This is a genomic window from Xenorhabdus sp. XBWT (assembly GCF_059072735.1).
Genome location: NZ_JCACRQ010000002.1, coordinates 26,093 through 43,240 on the forward strand (window position 1 = coordinate 26,093; position 17,148 = coordinate 43,240).

Annotated in this window: 23 protein-coding genes; 19 read left to right on the forward strand and 4 right to left on the reverse strand. The window is 39.1% G+C overall.

Annotated elements, in window-relative coordinates; all coding sequences use genetic code 11:
• The first annotated feature begins 51 nt into the window (after window positions 1-51).
• Window positions 52-423 carry a helix-turn-helix domain-containing protein gene (locus AC5JQI_RS19250; protein ID WP_493914807.1) on the forward strand — a complete coding sequence of 124 codons (372 nt, stop codon included), beginning with the start codon at window positions 52-54 and terminating at the stop codon, window positions 421-423.
• Between the two features lie 483 nt (window positions 424-906).
• Here AC5JQI_RS19250 and AC5JQI_RS19255 read toward each other — a convergent pair whose 3' ends face one another.
• Window positions 907-1,182: a hypothetical protein gene (locus AC5JQI_RS19255; protein ID WP_493914808.1), complete on the reverse strand. Its 276-nt coding sequence runs from the start codon at window positions 1,180-1,182 to the stop codon at window positions 907-909.
• A gap of 251 nt (window positions 1,183-1,433) precedes the next feature.
• Here AC5JQI_RS19255 and AC5JQI_RS19260 point away from each other — a divergent pair, with 251 nt between their 5' ends.
• From AC5JQI_RS19260 to AC5JQI_RS19315, 12 genes are all read left to right on the forward strand, one after another.
• Window positions 1,434-1,742: an IS1096 element passenger TnpR family protein gene (locus tag AC5JQI_RS19260; protein WP_493914839.1), complete on the forward strand. Its 309-nt coding sequence runs from the start codon at window positions 1,434-1,436 to the stop codon at window positions 1,740-1,742.
• Window positions 1,743-1,753: 11 nt separating this feature from the next.
• Window positions 1,754-1,969, forward strand: a complete 216-nt coding sequence (locus tag AC5JQI_RS19265; RefSeq protein ID WP_493914809.1) for a hypothetical protein — start codon at window positions 1,754-1,756, stop codon at window positions 1,967-1,969.
• Between the two features lie 93 nt (window positions 1,970-2,062).
• The gene (locus AC5JQI_RS19270; protein WP_493914810.1) at window positions 2,063-2,230 is read left to right on the forward strand and encodes a recombinase family protein; all 168 of its coding nucleotides are present in this window, start codon (window positions 2,063-2,065) and stop codon (window positions 2,228-2,230) included.
• A gap of 86 nt (window positions 2,231-2,316) precedes the next feature.
• The gene (locus AC5JQI_RS19275; RefSeq protein WP_493914811.1) at window positions 2,317-2,607 is read left to right on the forward strand and encodes a hypothetical protein; all 291 of its coding nucleotides are present in this window, start codon (window positions 2,317-2,319) and stop codon (window positions 2,605-2,607) included.
• A 2-nt stretch (window positions 2,608-2,609) separates the two neighbouring features.
• Complete coding sequence (locus tag AC5JQI_RS19280; RefSeq protein WP_493914812.1) at window positions 2,610-3,182, forward strand: DUF459 domain-containing protein; 573 nt, start codon at window positions 2,610-2,612, stop codon at window positions 3,180-3,182.
• Window positions 3,183-3,791: 609 nt separating this feature from the next.
• Window positions 3,792-5,579 carry a type VI secretion system baseplate subunit TssF gene (locus AC5JQI_RS19285; protein ID WP_493914813.1) on the forward strand — a complete coding sequence of 596 codons (1,788 nt, stop codon included), beginning with the start codon at window positions 3,792-3,794 and terminating at the stop codon, window positions 5,577-5,579.
• A 29-nt stretch (window positions 5,580-5,608) separates the two neighbouring features.
• Entirely contained in the window at window positions 5,609-7,618 is a 2,010-nt protein-coding gene (locus tag AC5JQI_RS19290; RefSeq protein ID WP_493914814.1) for a type VI secretion system Vgr family protein, read from the forward strand.
• The gene (locus AC5JQI_RS19295) at window positions 7,618-8,115 is read left to right on the forward strand and encodes a DUF4123 domain-containing protein (RefSeq protein ID WP_493914815.1); all 498 of its coding nucleotides are present in this window, start codon (window positions 7,618-7,620) and stop codon (window positions 8,113-8,115) included. Before AC5JQI_RS19290 ends, AC5JQI_RS19295 begins: the two co-directional genes overlap by 1 nt.
• Entirely contained in the window at window positions 8,112-8,456 is a 345-nt protein-coding gene (locus tag AC5JQI_RS19300) for a hypothetical protein (protein WP_493914816.1), read from the forward strand. Before AC5JQI_RS19295 ends, AC5JQI_RS19300 begins: the two co-directional genes overlap by 4 nt.
• A 1-nt stretch (window position 8,457) precedes the next feature.
• A complete protein-coding gene (locus AC5JQI_RS19305; protein WP_493914817.1) occupies window positions 8,458-9,060 on the forward strand; it encodes a restriction endonuclease fold toxin 5 domain-containing protein in 603 nt (200 codons plus the stop codon).
• Window positions 9,061-9,077: 17 nt separating this feature from the next.
• A complete protein-coding gene (locus tag AC5JQI_RS19310; protein WP_493914818.1) occupies window positions 9,078-9,806 on the forward strand; it encodes an immunity 52 family protein in 729 nt (242 codons plus the stop codon).
• Window positions 9,807-9,809: 3 nt separating this feature from the next.
• Complete coding sequence (locus tag AC5JQI_RS19315; RefSeq protein WP_493914819.1) at window positions 9,810-10,073, forward strand: PAAR domain-containing protein; 264 nt, start codon at window positions 9,810-9,812, stop codon at window positions 10,071-10,073.
• 75 nt (window positions 10,074-10,148) lie between these two features.
• Here AC5JQI_RS19315 and AC5JQI_RS19320 read toward each other — a convergent pair whose 3' ends face one another.
• Together AC5JQI_RS19320 and AC5JQI_RS19325 are read right to left on the reverse strand one after the other, a co-directional pair.
• On the reverse strand, window positions 10,149-10,475 hold the full coding sequence (locus tag AC5JQI_RS19320; RefSeq protein WP_493914820.1) for a hypothetical protein: 327 nt from the start codon (window positions 10,473-10,475) through the stop codon (window positions 10,149-10,151).
• Between the two features lie 93 nt (window positions 10,476-10,568).
• Window positions 10,569-10,874: a hypothetical protein gene (locus tag AC5JQI_RS19325; RefSeq protein WP_493914821.1), complete on the reverse strand. Its 306-nt coding sequence runs from the start codon at window positions 10,872-10,874 to the stop codon at window positions 10,569-10,571.
• Between the two features lie 128 nt (window positions 10,875-11,002).
• On the opposite strand from AC5JQI_RS19325, the gene AC5JQI_RS19330 reads away from it, so the two are divergent.
• From AC5JQI_RS19330 to AC5JQI_RS19350, 5 genes are all read left to right on the forward strand, one after another.
• The gene (locus tag AC5JQI_RS19330) at window positions 11,003-12,286 is read left to right on the forward strand and encodes a DGQHR domain-containing protein (RefSeq protein WP_493914822.1); all 1,284 of its coding nucleotides are present in this window, start codon (window positions 11,003-11,005) and stop codon (window positions 12,284-12,286) included.
• A 146-nt stretch (window positions 12,287-12,432) separates the two neighbouring features.
• Window positions 12,433-13,053 (forward strand): helix-turn-helix domain-containing protein, encoded by a 621-nt coding sequence (locus tag AC5JQI_RS19335; RefSeq protein WP_493914823.1) that lies wholly within the window; start codon window positions 12,433-12,435, stop codon window positions 13,051-13,053.
• 452 nt (window positions 13,054-13,505) lie between these two features.
• A complete protein-coding gene (locus tag AC5JQI_RS19340; protein ID WP_493914824.1) occupies window positions 13,506-13,679 on the forward strand; it encodes a hypothetical protein in 174 nt (57 codons plus the stop codon).
• On the forward strand, window positions 13,679-13,843 hold the full coding sequence (locus AC5JQI_RS19345; protein WP_493914825.1) for a hypothetical protein: 165 nt from the start codon (window positions 13,679-13,681) through the stop codon (window positions 13,841-13,843). Before AC5JQI_RS19340 ends, AC5JQI_RS19345 begins: the two co-directional genes overlap by 1 nt.
• 658 nt (window positions 13,844-14,501) lie before the next feature.
• Entirely contained in the window at window positions 14,502-14,750 is a 249-nt protein-coding gene (locus AC5JQI_RS19350; RefSeq protein WP_493914826.1) for a hypothetical protein, read from the forward strand.
• A gap of 732 nt (window positions 14,751-15,482) precedes the next feature.
• Here AC5JQI_RS19350 and AC5JQI_RS19355 read toward each other — a convergent pair.
• Window positions 15,483-15,773 carry a chromosome segregation protein ParM gene (locus AC5JQI_RS19355; protein ID WP_493914827.1) on the reverse strand — a complete coding sequence of 97 codons (291 nt, stop codon included), beginning with the start codon at window positions 15,771-15,773 and terminating at the stop codon, window positions 15,483-15,485.
• Window positions 15,774-16,151: 378 nt separating this feature from the next.
• Between AC5JQI_RS19355 and parM the strand changes: the two genes are divergently transcribed.
• Window positions 16,152-17,135: a plasmid segregation protein ParM domain-containing protein gene (gene parM / locus AC5JQI_RS19360; protein WP_493914828.1), complete on the forward strand. Its 984-nt coding sequence runs from the start codon at window positions 16,152-16,154 to the stop codon at window positions 17,133-17,135.
• The last annotated feature ends 13 nt before the right edge of the window (window positions 17,136-17,148 follow it).

Here is a 17,148-nt window from a genome sequence, read left to right on the forward strand (position 1 = left end):
GGATTCTGTAACAGTGGTAAGAAAGAGTCAAGTTAAATATAAGATTATGCAATGAACAAAAAACGATTATCAGATTCAAGAAAGGCACAAGGACTTTCACAACGTGAACTCGGTGAAAAGATAGGGTTAGTTGATGGGGAACTCGCTAGGACGACGATATCGAGATATGAGCGTGGAATAAATTTCCCTGTCTACAACACGGTTTGTCAAATCGCAGAAGTGCTAAACGTCCCGCCCTGCTATTTTTATATAGAAGATGATATTTTCGCTGAACAAGTTTTAAAATTATACAGAAAAGAAAATACGCCATTAGAAGACGAATTACTGATAGCGAAAAAAAGAATAAAGCAATATGAACGGGCTTTAGAAACGGTGTTTGACACCACAAAAAATGTAATTTCCCAACTGGAAAAAGAAACATAACTGTTTCTTTTTTTGTAGGTCATAGACAAAATTCAAATGTTTTTATTGCCCCCTAAGATAAATTTTGATATTTTTCTCGATTAAGAGTTACGGTCATAAAACAACCTCATTTCCCCCACAGCTTTAAAAAATCGTCATCTGTATTAATCAATAAATAGTAGCTCTTCATCAACCAGTACAAACACTACATTTTGTACTGGTTGATGATTTTTTACACGTTCTTTTTGTATGGAATCTGCGCAAAGCTACCCTACCGCCCTCGCTGCGCTCAGTTGGTGAATTCCAGACAGCAACGCAAATAAATTGCGTCACCGTCTGGAATTTAGGTTTTAATTAAAGGTTATTTATGGTTTTTAGTACTATTTTGTTAGGAAAACTAATTACTATGTCATTATCATCGCCGTTTACCCAAGCATCCCAAAACTCAGGAAAATTGTATTTCACATGTTTAAGAAAGAAATTATGAATACGAATATCCGATGGTTAAATAAAGAAATAATCATAAGACATTCCATCTATTTCAAATAAGCACTGTGGGATACCACAAATCAAAGAAACTATATCAACTAGGTTCGTTACATCATCTGAATTATCTATTTTTATTTCACTTGTGATTTTTGAATAAGGTAACATAGATAACTCTTTTTGTGTTAACTTCTCGCCGTTATTAATTTTGTCTCTTAATTCAAGGTTTCCATCAGGATAAAATATATCATCTAGGGCAATAATAGCATGATAAGTTTTCTGGTTATTATTCATTGTTATTTTTCTTCTATGTTCAACGTGATCTACACTTCATTAAATGCAAGCTGCCATTTTTGTACTGGCTAATGAGTGTTTATTCCTATGTAAGCAATTTATGAATATCAATACCAGTGATTGAAGGAGACCATGAAATACTGTGGGGTATTCCTTTCATCACTTAATATGGAGGTTCTCACTTCCATCATGAGGAAAGGACAATTATGCCTGTATATCAGGTCAAAGCTGCTATTCGAAATATCAGCTCCATGATCTGGCGACGTTTTCGAATACAAAGTGATATGTCATTAGGCGCTTTTCATTTTCTGCTGCAATTTGTTTTTGGCTGGGATAATGATCATCTCCATACTTTCATATCCACGGCAAAGATTATGGTATCTGCTATGAAGGTGGCCTCAACTTTTATGATAACCCCTGGGCGGTTTCACTGGCCTCTTTTCAATTCGAAAACCGTGATAAATTCACCTATGAGTATAATTTTTTCCGGCATTAGTTACTGGATATCCGTATCGAAGCGATTGAACCTGATTCAAATAAAAGTACGCTATTCTGTATGAGTGGGCAAGGTATGCCTGACACCATCCAATATGATGAAACAGAAGCGACAATTAAACTCCTAGAAGCTCTGGTTGAGAGTGATGACGAGACCACGTTTGGCGACATTCAAGAACTTATCGATGAATTCAATCGCGTCAGGTTTAATCGCCACCGGCTCAATCGGTTATTAAAAAACTATGATTTTTACACACCGAACTATTCTCAGGGCTTGGATTGGGATCTCTAAAGGTGTACTTTTACGTAAAGAAAGATCCCGACTTCAAAATGGTCTCTAAAGGTAGGATAAAGTAAGGTTTAGAGAACCTTTATGGATTATTTCATGATTTATGCTTACATACGCGTCAGCTCGGCAGAACAAAATTCAGCCCGACAAGAAATAGCCATTCAAAATGCCGGTTATGAGATAAAAACTGTTTTTACCGAGGTAGCCAGCGGCAAAGATACGTATCGTCCAAAACTCCAACAATTATTGGCTCTAGCGGTGTAAAATATCCCACAGTATTTCATGGTCTCCAAAAACAGACGATACAAGTAGAACGAGAACGGGTCGATGCTGCGCAAGCTGTAGAGGGTTTGGAAGAGAGTATTGATGAGCTGCGTAATCTCTATGATGCCGCGCAGCTTGAATTGAATGACATTAAATCGCGAGAACAGTCTATGACAATTGATATTGTACAGTTAAATGAACTTTTGGTTGCTACAGAAAAAAGTCTTATGGATACTAAAAATCCTTTAGATATAGCGTTTAAGGATGTTTTTGATGCTCTAGAAGAAAAAGTATCCCTAGTAGGAAAAAATATGGCATTAAAAGAACAAAATAATCACTTATCGTCACTTTTAGTTAATAAGAAAAAAGATTTCTAATAATGAATAGATTTATTTTTATGATCCTTATTTCCTTTTTTTCTAATTCTTATGCTAAGTCACTATTTTTGGGAGACTCACTTACTTATCAAATAGCACATAGCTATAAAAAAACAGCCCCTCTTGATGCTATTTATATGCCAGGTTCGGGATTGGCATCGAATCGTATCTTTGATTGGGATGGCTATTTACAGTATCTTAATTATTCAAATTATGAAAAAATTTACGTGGTGTTGGGAACGAATGATCTTATAAATAAAAAACAAAAAGAACAGTATGCTATGAAAGTATCTAACTTTATCAGTAAATTGCAAGTTTTTTCAGGAGGAAGGGAAATTATATGGTTGCTACCTCCTGAGTTGGCTGACAAAAATAAAAATTTTTTATTAAAAAATAGCAGGGAAGAAATTATTAGTGTTTGTTTAAATAAAAATATAAAAATGATTGATACACGATTGGCCTTAGGTATAGATTATATGGAGAGATTTAATTCTATACCTATCAGAACTAAGGATGGAATACATATTACTAAGCATGGTGCTGATAGAGTGGTTGATTTGTTATTTGGATATTGAATGGTTTTTCATGGATTTAAGTTTTTTTGTTTATGCAATGGATTGTAATCAGCTAACATGTGATTTTAGTATGTTAACTGATTGCTATTTTTTTTGAGATTTTTAAAATTTTTAAAGAATAAATCAATTGCTTTTTAATGGATTCTATTATCTATATTTTCTTTTCTAAATGCGATTAAACCTTTTAGTTTAGAGATTAAGTATTTTATTTTATTGTAATTTTATGGTTAACCAAATTGGATGTGTTCAAATGGATATCTTTCTTTTATAAAGTAATTTTTTATGCTGCTGATGTATTTAATGAAATGCTCTTCACTTTTTATCAGGTTTATTCATGTAATTACATCAAAAGCAGATCAACAGCTAAATCTGGATACCCTTTATTAAAAAACGAATATAAGCACTACCTATTAGGATAAATTTTAAGGAATTCTACCCCCATTAATTAAGATTTTTCCTAAACAACAAAAATAATACTTACATAAGTTAAATTTAACGAGTAATCCCGTAATATAGCGTATTAATCTCATCAACTCTAAAATACATAAATTTATTTAACAAATATTCGATAAATAATTAACCAGTGCATGCTTAAGAGAAAAGAGAAAGATGAAAAATAATAAGGAATCTCTGTATCTGAAAGAATTGGCTTATATGCGCGAAAAAGCGGCGTTGATGGCCGCAGAATATCCTCATTTGGCCAATTTTTTGAATATACCTCATGATCCTGATGTTGAGCGGCTTATGGAGGGTTTTTCGTTATTGTCTTCAAACTTGCTAAGCACTATTAAGGACTCCTACCCTGAAATCACCCATGAAATGCTGGGGAGGATTTGGCCCCATACCATGCGGCCTGTACCGCCGACAGCCATTGTTCAATTCGCTCCTTATCAAAGCATTCATCAAGGTGTTGTAGATATACCTCAAGGAACGCCTGTTATTGCCACTGAGGGAGAACAAGCATTACGGTTCCACACCTGTAGTCCCTTGCATATTGAGCCTTTCATTGTCCTGAATAAACAGATCCAAAAAACACGTGAATACAGTGATATTGTTTTGACGCTGCGTCAGACGGGAAATACATTGCCTGTTTGGTCTGGGGGAAACCTGCATTTCTTTCTGGGTATCGACCAAAATCGGGCTGCGCAACTCAGTTTATGGATAGATATACACATTGAGGATTTCTATTTACGAACTGACGAGGGAGAAATCAGACTCAGAGACAGTTATTCTTCTGGCTGGGGTGCAAATTTACAACACACTTTGTTGCCTGCCGAAAATTTGTTTTTTGCTTATTTGCAGCAGATGACCGAGTATTATTGCCTGCCTCACGTGTTCAGTTTCATCACACTCGATGTCAAGGAACAACGTGATTTGAGGTTAAACCCCGATGGTTCATGCGAGCTGATTTTTCGCCTGAAGGGAGAGCTGCCGATAGATGATTTGGGAGATGCTTTTCAATTAGGCTGTGTGCCAGCGGTTCATTTGGAGCCGATGACCAGCCTGCCCATTTCATTAGCACCAGATAATGCGTATTTTCCGTTGCCGTTGGCAGACACTGTTCGGCTTTACCGCATAGAAAGCATTCAGACGGCGAAGCAACCTGGTGAAAAAGCTACGCAGGGAAATGAGTCGCGTGGCAAACCCTGTTACTTCCAACCCATTGAGTTGTTTCAGCCCAAAAGTGATTGGCTGCTTGATGCAGGTGATCCTGATAACGTTTATTTTCAATCGTTGATAACAAACGATTTACTGGGACGGCTGCGTAACCAGATACGTTTTGTCGATATGGATGGGGAAGCCGCAAATAATTTGTTTCCCCAGACGGTATGTGCCCATTTTTCTGGTTATCATATTCAGGCTATGCAATTGTGTGTTGGCGAAATTACGCTTACCCCAATGTCAGTGCCCGCGCATTTGCATGCCCATAATATCACGGCGGTTTCTCCTGATTTTCCACCGATGGTGATGGGAAAATCAGACTGGTCGCTGATCAATTTCCTTAATTGCCCGCCTTTTTTACTGTTCGATGCCGAATCATTGAGAGGCTTTCTACGTCTGTATGATTGCTATGTGGAGCATGATCGCTCTCTGAGTCGTCGAATGCAGCAGCATATCAATGGCATTGTGCATATTGAAACGCAGTCTGGTTCTCGCCTTGACTACAGTAAACAGGGCCAAGGGCGGACAATTAATGGCAACTACCTGAATATTTATCTTGATCCAGCATGTTATGACAATGATGGCATCATGTATCAGTTTTGTCGGGTTATCGACCAACTGTTGGCGTGTTTTGTTGTGCAAAATAATTTCATTATGTTGAGCATTTATCGGCAGGGGGAACAGGACGCGCTGTGGCAGTTTAAGGAACGGAAAGGACTACGTAGCGAAATGTAATGCAATATATGAAAAATCAGGAGCTAATAATGCCAAAAAGCGGATTACGTTTTCTTTGTCGGGTAGGAGACTTGCCCGAAGATACATTTGCGGTAGCGGATTTTACTCTGCGGGAAGGGCTTTCTCATCTTTTCACATTGAATCTGACCCTAGTTCAGTCCTTGCCGGCCAATCCTTTTAAACCTCCACTAGAGATCGATTTAACCACACTATTGATGCAAGAAGTAGTACTGCAAATTTTCTATAATGAGACGGAGCAGCGCAAAATCACCGGGATTATTTCTCATGCTGACTGGTGCAGCACTGATGGTAATAAAACACTCTACACGTTCACCGTTCGCCCATTTCTCTGGCGGCTGGCGCTGAATCAGGACAGTCATATTTATCACCGCCAGAGTGTGCCGGATATCATTAAACTCTTGCTGAAAAAACACCATATCCGGGCTAATTCTCAACTGGAAGATCCTCATCATAACCGGGAATACACCACCCAGAAACGGGAATCGGATTATCAATTTTTCTGCCGGCTGACAGCGGAAGAAGGGATCAGTTTTTGGTTTGAAGATGAAATACTGTTTTTCAGTGACAGCCATTTAGGGATGACGGCAAATCTGCCGCTGCAATATCAGCCTCAGCCAGACACCGCTCACGGACAGGATGTGATTTATCAGGTGCGCTTGGGGGTCGGTATGGCACCAAAGCGCAGTATCCACAGAGATTACAACCCCGATAGTCCGCTTTCTCCGGTGTATCAGTTAGAGAGTAGCCCCGAATATGAATCATTAGGCTCACTTACGCCGTACACCATTTACGAAAGTTACGGACGCTTCCAGCAAGAAGCCGAAGGAAAACCGTTTGTAAAATACCGCCACGAAGTGCTAAAAAACCAGATGCAACAGGGTAATGGGCAGAGTAATTGCATCAAGCTACGACCGGGCAAAATCTTCGAGATCGAAAATCACCCATATAAACCGCTTAATACCCGCTGGCAGATTGTTGAAATCAGCCATCATGGTCGCTGCCCACAGGCAGTGGGGGACGGTGGCGAGGGCACTACGCTGAGTAACGATTTCAGTTTTATTGATGGCTATGCCGACTGGCGACCACCATTTCACTATAAGCCACTGGCTGACGGTGATGAAAGTGCTACGGTTGTTGGACCTGAAGGCGAAGAAATTTTCGTCAACAAAGATGGAGCGATTAAAGTGCATTTTCACTGGAACCGCTACGATAAAGCGGATGACAGTGCATCCTGCTGGGTACGTGTTGCTCAGGGATGGAACGGCAACGGTTTTGGTTTTATGGTAATCCCGCGTATCGGCCAAGAGGTGATTATCTCTTATCTTAATGGTGATATTGACCGGCCGATTGTCACTGGCTGTGTTTACAATGGCCTGAACCGTCCGCCACTGGATTTACCGTCTGCCAAGACCTGTACCATTTTTAAAACCAAAACCCACAAAGGGGAAGGTTTTAACGAACTGCGTTTTGACGATGCCAAAGGCAGCGAAGAAGTGTTTATTCATGCTCAGAAAGACATCAAAGCGCAGGTGCTCAATGATGAAACCCACAATATAGGTCATAACCGGACGCATCACATAAAAAATGATGCGCATTTACGTGTTGATAATGAATATCGTGTGCAAGCAAACAATGATATTTCGCTGTCCACTGGGCAAAAGCTCCATATCAAAGCTGACGATGCGCTGTTAACCCAAAGCGGAAATGAAATTCATCTCAGTTCTGGTGCCAAAGTGGTGATCGATGCCGGTTCTGAACTGACGATTCAAGCTGCAGGGCATTTTCTGAAAATCGATGCAGGCGGGATTACTAGTAGTGCTGCCGTTAATATGGGGAGTGGTTCTCCGGGTAATGGCTCAGGCTGGGGCGGAAAACTGCCTGATATGCTGGATAAGCTGTCATCCATTAATGTGGCCCAGTCGGAAAAAGTGTTAGACACACCGCCAACGAAAATTTGTATCAGCTGCTTAATGAAAGCAGCATTAGGCGGTTCTTCCATGGTTATCAGGGGGCAATAATGATTTCAATGTCACAGGAAAAATGGCTGGAATATCAAAAAAATCACCCTGATATAAAAAGGTATGCATTGGTTGATGGCTTACAGTATGAACGCCTTTTTGGTGAGGAATTAACTTACCATGTAGGGCTGAATAATCCATTGTTTCGGCAATACCCTGATGCAGAAATCGCCTTTGCTGGGCCGTGGTTGTTTGACACCACAATCGGCACGGTATTAATGGAAAAATTTTTAACATTGGAAAAAACCTTTCCCGCTGTTTCATGGTTGTATACCACACAGTCGTTGGATGCACTAACTCGCCATTTTGAGCCTTATATGAATGTTCAATTGGAAAGCGGTGAAACGGCGTTGTTACGTTTTTACGATCCCCGCATTCTGTATCAAATCCCAGATATCTTTAGTCAGGAACAGTTAACTGCATTCACACAATCTATTGATAAATGGGAGTATTGGCTGAATGACCAGTTTTATTCTGTGAAAGGAGCACAACGATGATAAAGCTCAGTAAAGAACAGGTTGGTAAATTTATCGATGCTGAAGATGAGGCTTATATCACCCACGTTCGAAAACAAATTCAGTCAGAACACGCTGAATTCATCAGAGATGAAAGCGAACAAAGCCTGCATAAACGACTTAAAGAAACGTATCTGGATTTGGTTGATATGGGATTTAAAGATGAGAAATTGATACGCTCTTATCTCTATTTCGTTGCGTTTAATCGCAATTATCACGAATTCCCTGAAATTAAAAATATGTTGAGCGCGGGGGATAACCCAGAACAACAATACCGTGATTATTTACAAGTAATGGATAACTTAATGAAGAGGAGAACTTGATATGCCAGGACCTCTACCTATTCTTGCTGGCTCTGCAATTTTAGCAGCGGCAGAATTTACTTTTACAGCGCTTGCCGGGATAACCATTGGCACTGGTGTGGCTATAGGAATCGATGAAGCGACAAAAGACAAAGATAAAGCTGAGGCAGAAACAGGAACAGTTACTTCATCTCGTACCGAATGTGAAAAATGTCCTGCTATTGGGAAAGTTATGATGGTTTGGGAAAGTACTAATGGACGTTCAGCTTTAGCAATTAATTATCAAATGACAATATCTAAAACAATATATGATGCAAATTTGTCGAGAATTGAATCGTGGGATTGTTTAGGTGTAAACTTTGATGGTTGGCAGCCTCATAACTGTTTATTTCTTGAGGCTAAAGCTAAATATGATAATTTCTTTAAAAATGGTAGACCTCTAGATTGGTGGGCTAATGGACATCTGTCTATGATATCTCAGGCAGAAAGACAACAGATGGTATGTTCTTCATTAAATGGTATTCCAAATTCTCATTGGCACTTTCTACAACCTATAAGTTTTGCTTACTACGCAAGGGCATTCTCTAAATTCCCAAATATCAAGGTATTTAACACTCCTTTATAAATTAACAGGAAAAATAAATGACTACCTTATCATTAGAAATAAGATTATATTTTGATTGGAAAGCACCACTCACTCCCAAGATAGCCCTTGAAGATTTACTTAAAATCACGCAACAACTAAATATAACACTTTTTACGGATCGCCATAAAATGTGGTATTTACCTGGAAACACCCGTAAAGAGGCTTTGCTTCATATTGCTTTTAATGCACAAGGGGCAACAGAAGAAGCTATAAAAGAGTTTGAGAAAGATTATACAGAAAAAAATCCTATGGTCATAAAAGGAATTTGGGATGGAGAGGAGGATGATCAGTCATGCTCAATTTATTACCAAAATTACAGACGTGACCGGTTAGGACAAACAGAAATAACGCTTAATCTAATCATTAATAAAAAAGATCTTCAATTATTGCGTTTAAGCGAGTTTATTAAAAATTTAATTTCAGGTCGCGATTCACCTTATATATTAGTAGAGACTGATGGTTATTCTCTGTATAGAAAACAAGTGTTTACAGATAGGTTGAGTGCAGGTTGGATGCTGTATTTACCTACAGAAATTGATCCAGCTTTAGTTCCAATGGCAGAAGAAATTTTATCTATCCCTGATAAGGAAGGCCAGATCGGTACATTGATTGTCACCACAAAAGAAATCTTTGACATAGAAAATAAAGGGCATATCAATAAAGCCAATGATATCGAAGTTTGCTTACGGGATTTGCAGCTACTACCGTTACTGAGTGAGGTATAAGCTATGGCAGGTAAAGCTGTTATTCGATTAAATGACATGACAGATCATGGTGGCCAGGTCGTTACTGCTATTGATGGCTATTCTTATCAAGGTGTACCAGTTGCTGCTAAAGGTGATTTAGTAACTTGCCCAAAATGCAAAGGAACCTTTCCGATTGTAGAAGGAAGTAACGATTTAAAGTATCAAGGAAAAAACATTGCATTGGAAGGCATGCAAACCGCCTGCGGAGCAAAACTGATTGCCAGCCAGAGCGGATTTCATGCTTGATACAGTATTATATGGGCAGGTGTGAGCGTTGAGTCTATCTGCCCAGCTGCTGCGTGATTGTGTAATAGATGATAATTATGAATTTTCTTGGTCTATCAGACCTAATTTGATCATTCGTGTTGTAACAGATTTTGGGCGTCTCTGATATTGGTTAGCAAACTCTCCTGCATTTAATTCCCCTATAGAAAAAAGTCTCTTTAGCTCTTCTTCTTCTTCTAGTTCCCATTTTGCACCATGCCGAAGAAATTGCTGTTTTAGACGAGTGCCATTGTTGGATTGCTTCAATAACTTTTCTTGTAATTGAGAAAGGGTTAAATGATCGATGTCATCAATGAACTCTAGGGATTTTAGATCCTGCACTGATTTTAAAAATTGGCGTATTTTCCGTTCTGAATCTTGCATTGTGTCTCTATCTATTAATTCATTATTTAATAATGAAAAATTATTGGATAAGCAGTGTGTTCATTATACTAATATTTGTATTTTTTATACACATTATAATTTTTTAGACCTTTTAAACAATTGCAGGTATTGAACCCGCAATTGTTCATGTTTCCCGCTTGCAGCAAGCTCTGCTTGCGCCGCTCCCACTGCCGGCACAGATTGTGCCGGCGTTAAGGTTGGCCAGGATAAAACCTGGCTATTTCTTTCCGGTGTATTCCCCCTTTTGGCTCTCATACGCAGTGAGTCTTTCTCCGTGACAGACTCTGAGCCGGGGCGCAAACAGCGCAAGGGTACGCTATCGCCGGCTATGCCGCCCTTGCCCTGTCTGCTTATACCCCGTCTCGGTCTTAGTGTCACGGCGCCAGACGCCCTGCGTCAGCGAAAGCTAAATAAAGGGTATCACCGGAAAGAAAGTTTATTTTCGTGAAGCATAATTCAGTTGGCCAAACTTGATGGTCAACTTTCAAATTTAGAGAGAATTATATATGACACAGCCAGATAACCAAATGTACCTCCATTTTCCAGCTACACGAGGTCAACAAGGAGGAATAACCCAATATTCCCTTACTATTCCTATGTCGATGTTAAAGCGTATTTTTATCATAGATTACGCTGATGATGTTTTAGAGCGTTCTCAGAGAGAAATTAACTTCACTAGAGCACGTAAAATTACCCGCTATCTTGTGAATGCCCATGATAAAAAAGCGCCTTACTTTCTACCTACACTATGTGGAAATATTGAGGAAGTTGCTAAATTTCAGGAAGTTCACGAATCAGGCAATCTCGGTATTGTTTCTATTCGTTTGGATACAGATATTAAAGTTTTCGATGGTCAGCATAAATTTCGCGGTGTGATTGATTTTGTTAAAAAAAGGGAAACTAGTGACACGATTACTGTAGTACTTACTGAAAATGTTTCTCTTGCTGTTCGTCAGCAATTTTTTTCTGATATTAACAATAATGCATGTAAGCCGGCAGCAGCCATCAATATGGCCTATAACCATAATAATCCTTTAAATCAGTTGGTTAGATATTTAACCTCCGTTGTTCCTGCCTTTAAAGGAAGTATTGATTTTGAACACAATGTTGTTCCTGTAAAGAGTGCTAAATTAATTAGCTTTAAAGCGCTTTCTGATGCTACTCGCAAAATGTTGGGCCTGCGTATTGGTGATGAAATCTCTCCAGAACAACGTGAATATGCGGTTTCGCTCTGGAACGCTTGGGCCAGTGTGATGAATTGGGAATTACTACATTCACTTTCTATGGGGGAGGAATATCGAAAATGTCACCTTGGAACTCATGGTGTAATGATTAATGCTATTGGTATAGCTACAAATATGATGTTGGAGAATCACACGGCAACGGAGGTGAGCAGCATGATCTCATCTTCTAATGAATGTATTAGCTATATGGATAATTTTAAACATGCTGATTGGGTTGGTATTTGCGTTGATAGTGAAACGGGCAACGTTAAATCTGATACTAGGGCACAGAATAAAGCGGCTGAAAATTTACTGACATTGTTCAAACTGAATCCTGATCATCCTCATAATTGGTTACGTGCACTATTTTCTCTTGAAGAAATGAGTAATGAGTCTCTTGTTAAGGTGCAGGAACGACTAGAAAAAATCTGTGGAGAGCAAAATCTGAGAACGGAACAGTTGCAGGGCATGGTAAATAGTTTAGTTAATGATAATCCAGAGTTAGCTATAAAAACTTTAATGAACGTCCGATTGTTACGGGCATGGGCAAAAAATGCTGTCGTATAGTTTAGTGATAAATGACTAAAGGTGATAATTTTATCAGTTATCTAACCCAATAATAAAACGAATTATAATCTAATATTGATTTTATTTATAAGAAAAATATGCAAATATTGCACCTATTATTAATACCAATAAGGTGCAATATTTGCATGTATGAGTGCATTTTTAATGTTGGGGAAATGTTTGTGACTGGTTATGAACTGCGTTTATGGCGCTCTGGGCAATATTCTTCACGTTCTATACGCACTGGCCATTGGCGGCAGGAAGATGCTGCAGAACAGCTAGGTGTCGCTTTTAGGACCTATTGCTATTATGAAAAAAATGGCCCTTCTCGTATGGTAATTTTAGGAACTCAAACACTTTCGTTGCAGGTTATGTTACCTGAATTAGAAAAACTACCTTTACCTCATGTAATGACCAGGCTTAATTTATTAGTTGGCGTCTCCAACATAATAACGGCTAAATTTAATAAAAAAGAGATTCAAATGCCCTCCACTGGGCTTAAATCATGGAGAGGGTCATTGAGTTGGACACAAAAGCAAGTGGCTGAAAAACTTGGTGTTTGCCTTCGAACTTACAAAAGCTACGAACAAAACACGCCACGTATTGTAATGCTTGCTATTCAGGCTCTTACTTTATTGGTTATGCTGCCTCGATTAGTTCAATGCCGGCGTGAGGTATTGTTCCAAAATCTGAGAGCGATCGTAGCTGCAGGTTCCTGGGGTTTCGGGAGCAACGGAGCAATAAAGGCAGTTAAGGGGTTAAGTTAAGTGGCTAAGATATGAAAAATCAATAGAATGACTATTCATCAATAAAAGCGTTAAAAATACGGACAAAATAAGCAAAAATAAGCATAGTTAATTTGGCTATCGTAAAAGAGGTGGCTAAAAATGGCAATCGGCGATGTAAATTAGCTAATTGATTTTTGGCTATTTAAAATGACCGCTTAACTGCCTTTATTGCTCCGTTGCTCCCCAAACCCCGTTCCTCCGATAAAAACTGTCGGTTTTTAAGTGCTAATCTTTTTTAATCCCCAGCACCTGTGGATAACCTTGCTGAAAACCAGAGAGCAGATCTCGCTACTTCAATTAGAAACAGCCTGAGAATAAATTGAGTGATATTTAACCAAATCGTCTGGATTTTACTGTTGATCTGTTTTTAATACAATCATATAAATTCAATTGGATTTTAGTTTTGTTGCTTATTTTTGAGGGCTATATAAGTGTCACACAGTATTTTTGTGATTGAGTTTGAAGATGGGCATCGTTTATACGGTGTAATGGATGGCGCTAATTCTTACACCTATCGTTTCATCTTCGATACTAAGAAGGAAGCGCAGGACTGGATCACCAATGATTATGATGGCAAAGGCTATAGAATGTATACCAGAAGATAATGCGTAGCGAACCTTTTGATGCAAAACAGACTGAAGAACCAGCCATTTACGATCCAGATATATACTGGTCATTTCCCCCGCGTGCTTCTCGTTCTGCCCGCTGGCTCACTGGGCCACGTGATAGCGATGAGCTACAAGATGAGGAACCCATGCACTACATTTAATTCTATTAAAAATCAGTGAGGGGAGCAGCTCTCTTTGTAGTGATCCCCCTTGATTATTTAGTTTCCCAGATAATCCGAAAATTATTGATTCAGGAGCTGACTACCCACTCAATGTGTAAAATAGCCAGCTTAAGGGGCGACCATAACTAAGCGTTTGTGGTCTCCAGAAAAAGAAAAGCCGATGTTTTCATACATAGGGCTAATAAGCATATAAATTACAGTTTCGCGCCTGCCACACTTGGTTTTTATAGTAATCACCCTGAGATCGTCTGATTTGGCCGACGTGACGAGGTGATCATGGATACATCGATGCGCTTTTCGCACACAGGTATTATGCTAAATCGTCGCCGTTACCGCTACCAGCGCTTTTTTATGGTGGCCAGGATCTGGCCACAAAAAGGATACCCGGTGCCCGGGCCCCCGACACTATGTACCTTTCGCGTCGTTTGGGCTAACGCCGTGACCAGACCTTAGCCCGGGCCGCCTCCCAAACAAGGGAAACTTCGTCGTTGTCCTCACCCGTTCTCACTCCATCCACGTTGTTCCCGTCGTTGCGCTGCGGCTTGCGGGAACGCCCTTGTTTGGGAGACTGTTCGCCCGTTCTGGTTCGTGGTCACGGCGTTAGCCGATACCATTAACTATGAACGAAGGGGTTTTTATGTATCGTGAAATAACTGTTGGTGCACTAATTAAACGCTTACAGCGTTATTCTCCTGATGAATTATGTATAGGAGAATTTTGGTTTGATGATGATTTTAAATGCCAATCTGGGGGAGTTCCAACGACAGATGATGATATTGCAGAAGCTATGGGGGTTGTGTTGCATAACTTTGATGCCAATATCGGGATTAATTGGGAAGTGATTGAAGAGGCTATTAATCTCATTAGGCAACGTAAAAGCGAATAATTTACAGAGCGCTATGATTAGTTAAAACATGATGACTCTCTCATTTTAAGTATTTTCTTAAGGTATGTTGACTATAGTGCGTATTTAAGAGTATCCTTTTTGGGAAAGAAAAAAGCGCCCTGCAAGGCGCTTTCTTCAAATGTTCAACGAGATTAGCCGTCTCTTGAACGCGGGAACATCCAGTAGGGGAAGTTCCAAAATATGTTCAACGATCTTAGCAGCATCTATTATTTGTCGCAATAATTTTTTATGTGCTGTGTAGATTCCATTCAGTTATAGCAACTGTCTATTTCCCCCTTCTGCTGCGAGTTCCCTTAGGCTTCCACTTATAGCGTTTTTACGTGTTATTTTAGATTGGAATCATGTGATTGTTACTAAAATAGCGTGGTTGTCGGACTAAACGGGGAGTTCGTGCATATAGTCCAGCTTGGAGCGAACCATCTAAACAAGAGCAGTGCCAGTTAAGGGAAGCTGTGAGATAGCGCCCCCAAGGTTAAAAGAGCGGAGTAAACTGGCTGTAAACTTGCAAGATGGGAACAGGAGAGCGCACGAGGGAGCGACCTATCGGAAACGGTGGGGATCTTTAAGTCCTGTCAGGTTTCGCCACTTCTGACTAGAGCACCTTAAATCATGTAGATTTTTGTGAAGCTCGTCAGGAGGGCGGAGCCTATGGAAAACGGGTATTTCTCTAGTTCTCTTTGGTTCTCTTGCATCTGTTTTTTTAAATTCCTTTCATTCCATGCCTGTCCGTTGTTTATAAATTTGAGCAGCTAAATCCTTTCCTGTTTCTGATAATGTACAATTTAATTGTAAAGAACGATTATCTCTAAAACCTACTAGTAAACCGTGCTTTGTCAGAGTGTGACAGGATGTACGGAAGTTACTTCCTGCTACAGGAATAATTCTGATGCTATTGATCATACTTAAAAGCGTCATTGCCCGAATTGGGCTATTGATCTCTTTCCGTTTAGAGAGGTCAAACAGCACAAATATAACATCCTTCTGTATAGCGGATAGGCGCATTATTTTTCCTTATCATTAATCATGTCGCACATGAATTGTATGTGTTTTTGCATTTTATTGTTATTCATGTTTCGCATGATTAATGCGCTGTGAGCGAGAGAACTGACAGCGTGGTCAGGTTTGTTTTTGCTACCATTTTACTACCTTTTTTTTGTATTTATTCCCGTTTGCTACCATTTCACTACCTTTTATTTTCAATGTCTAACTCTTGAATGCTACCTTTTGACTGTTAATTATAGCTTTTTTTTGATTTTAGTTACCTTTTTGGTGGTTTTTGGTTGTGATATTGATTTTTTGTGGTAGCATTTAGGTAGATAATTTGGGATTTTTACTAAATCAATGGTAGTGTATAGCTACCTTATAAATCATGGTGAATATATGAACTCTACGTTAAGTTTTTTTTGTGATGATGGCTCTACGTCAACAAAACTTGCATGGTTTGATAATGACGAATTAAAAACATTAGTAATAGAAAATGGTTTTATTGAGCAATGGTCGAATAATTATACTCAGAAAGCGTTTAACTATATCTTGGATGGAGAGAAATATTCTTATTCACCATTTCGTGAGGATATCGTTAAAACAACAAACATCAATTATCAATACCGTCCTATCAATACTGTAGGAATTCAGCATGCTTTACAATCCAGTGGAATAAAACCTCAGGAAATTAATTTAATAGTGACCTTGCCGATTACGGAATATTACACATCAGATGCTCAGACTAATGATGTAAACATTGAAAGAAAAATTAAAAATGTTAGACGTAGGATAACCATGCAAGATGGTGCTCCAATTTTTACGTTTGTGGACATTACTGTTATGCCTGAATCTATACCGGCAGTTGCTCCTATATTAACGCGAGAGTTGGTTGGTAAATACGATAAGACCTTAGTGGTTGATCTCGGTGGAACAACACTGGATTGTGGGTTAATAATAGGACCCTTTGAGTCGGTTCTCATGGTAACTGGTGATGCTAACTTAGGAGCAGGAGATATTATTAAAGAGGTTCAGTTGAAGTTAGTTAATTCAAATACACCTAGTAACTACAATGATACTGATCTGCTTATTAGGAAAATTCTTTCTGGTGAAGAATGGGAACACACAATCAATGACAAAAGTCAGATCCCAGTAATTATGCAATCCTTAGAACAATCTATCAAAAAAACCGCGCGTAAGGTTATTGAACATATTGAAGAAAATTACACTCAATTTAATAGAATCTTTCTCACAGGTGGCGGTGCTGAATTTATTTTTACTGATATATCCAAAAAATGGTCAGTTTTGGGTAATAAGGTTCAGAAGTTGAAAAATCCTCAGACTGCTCTAGTTGAAGCAATAGCACAATTATCTGCAGCTTAGTAAGTGGGTTCAT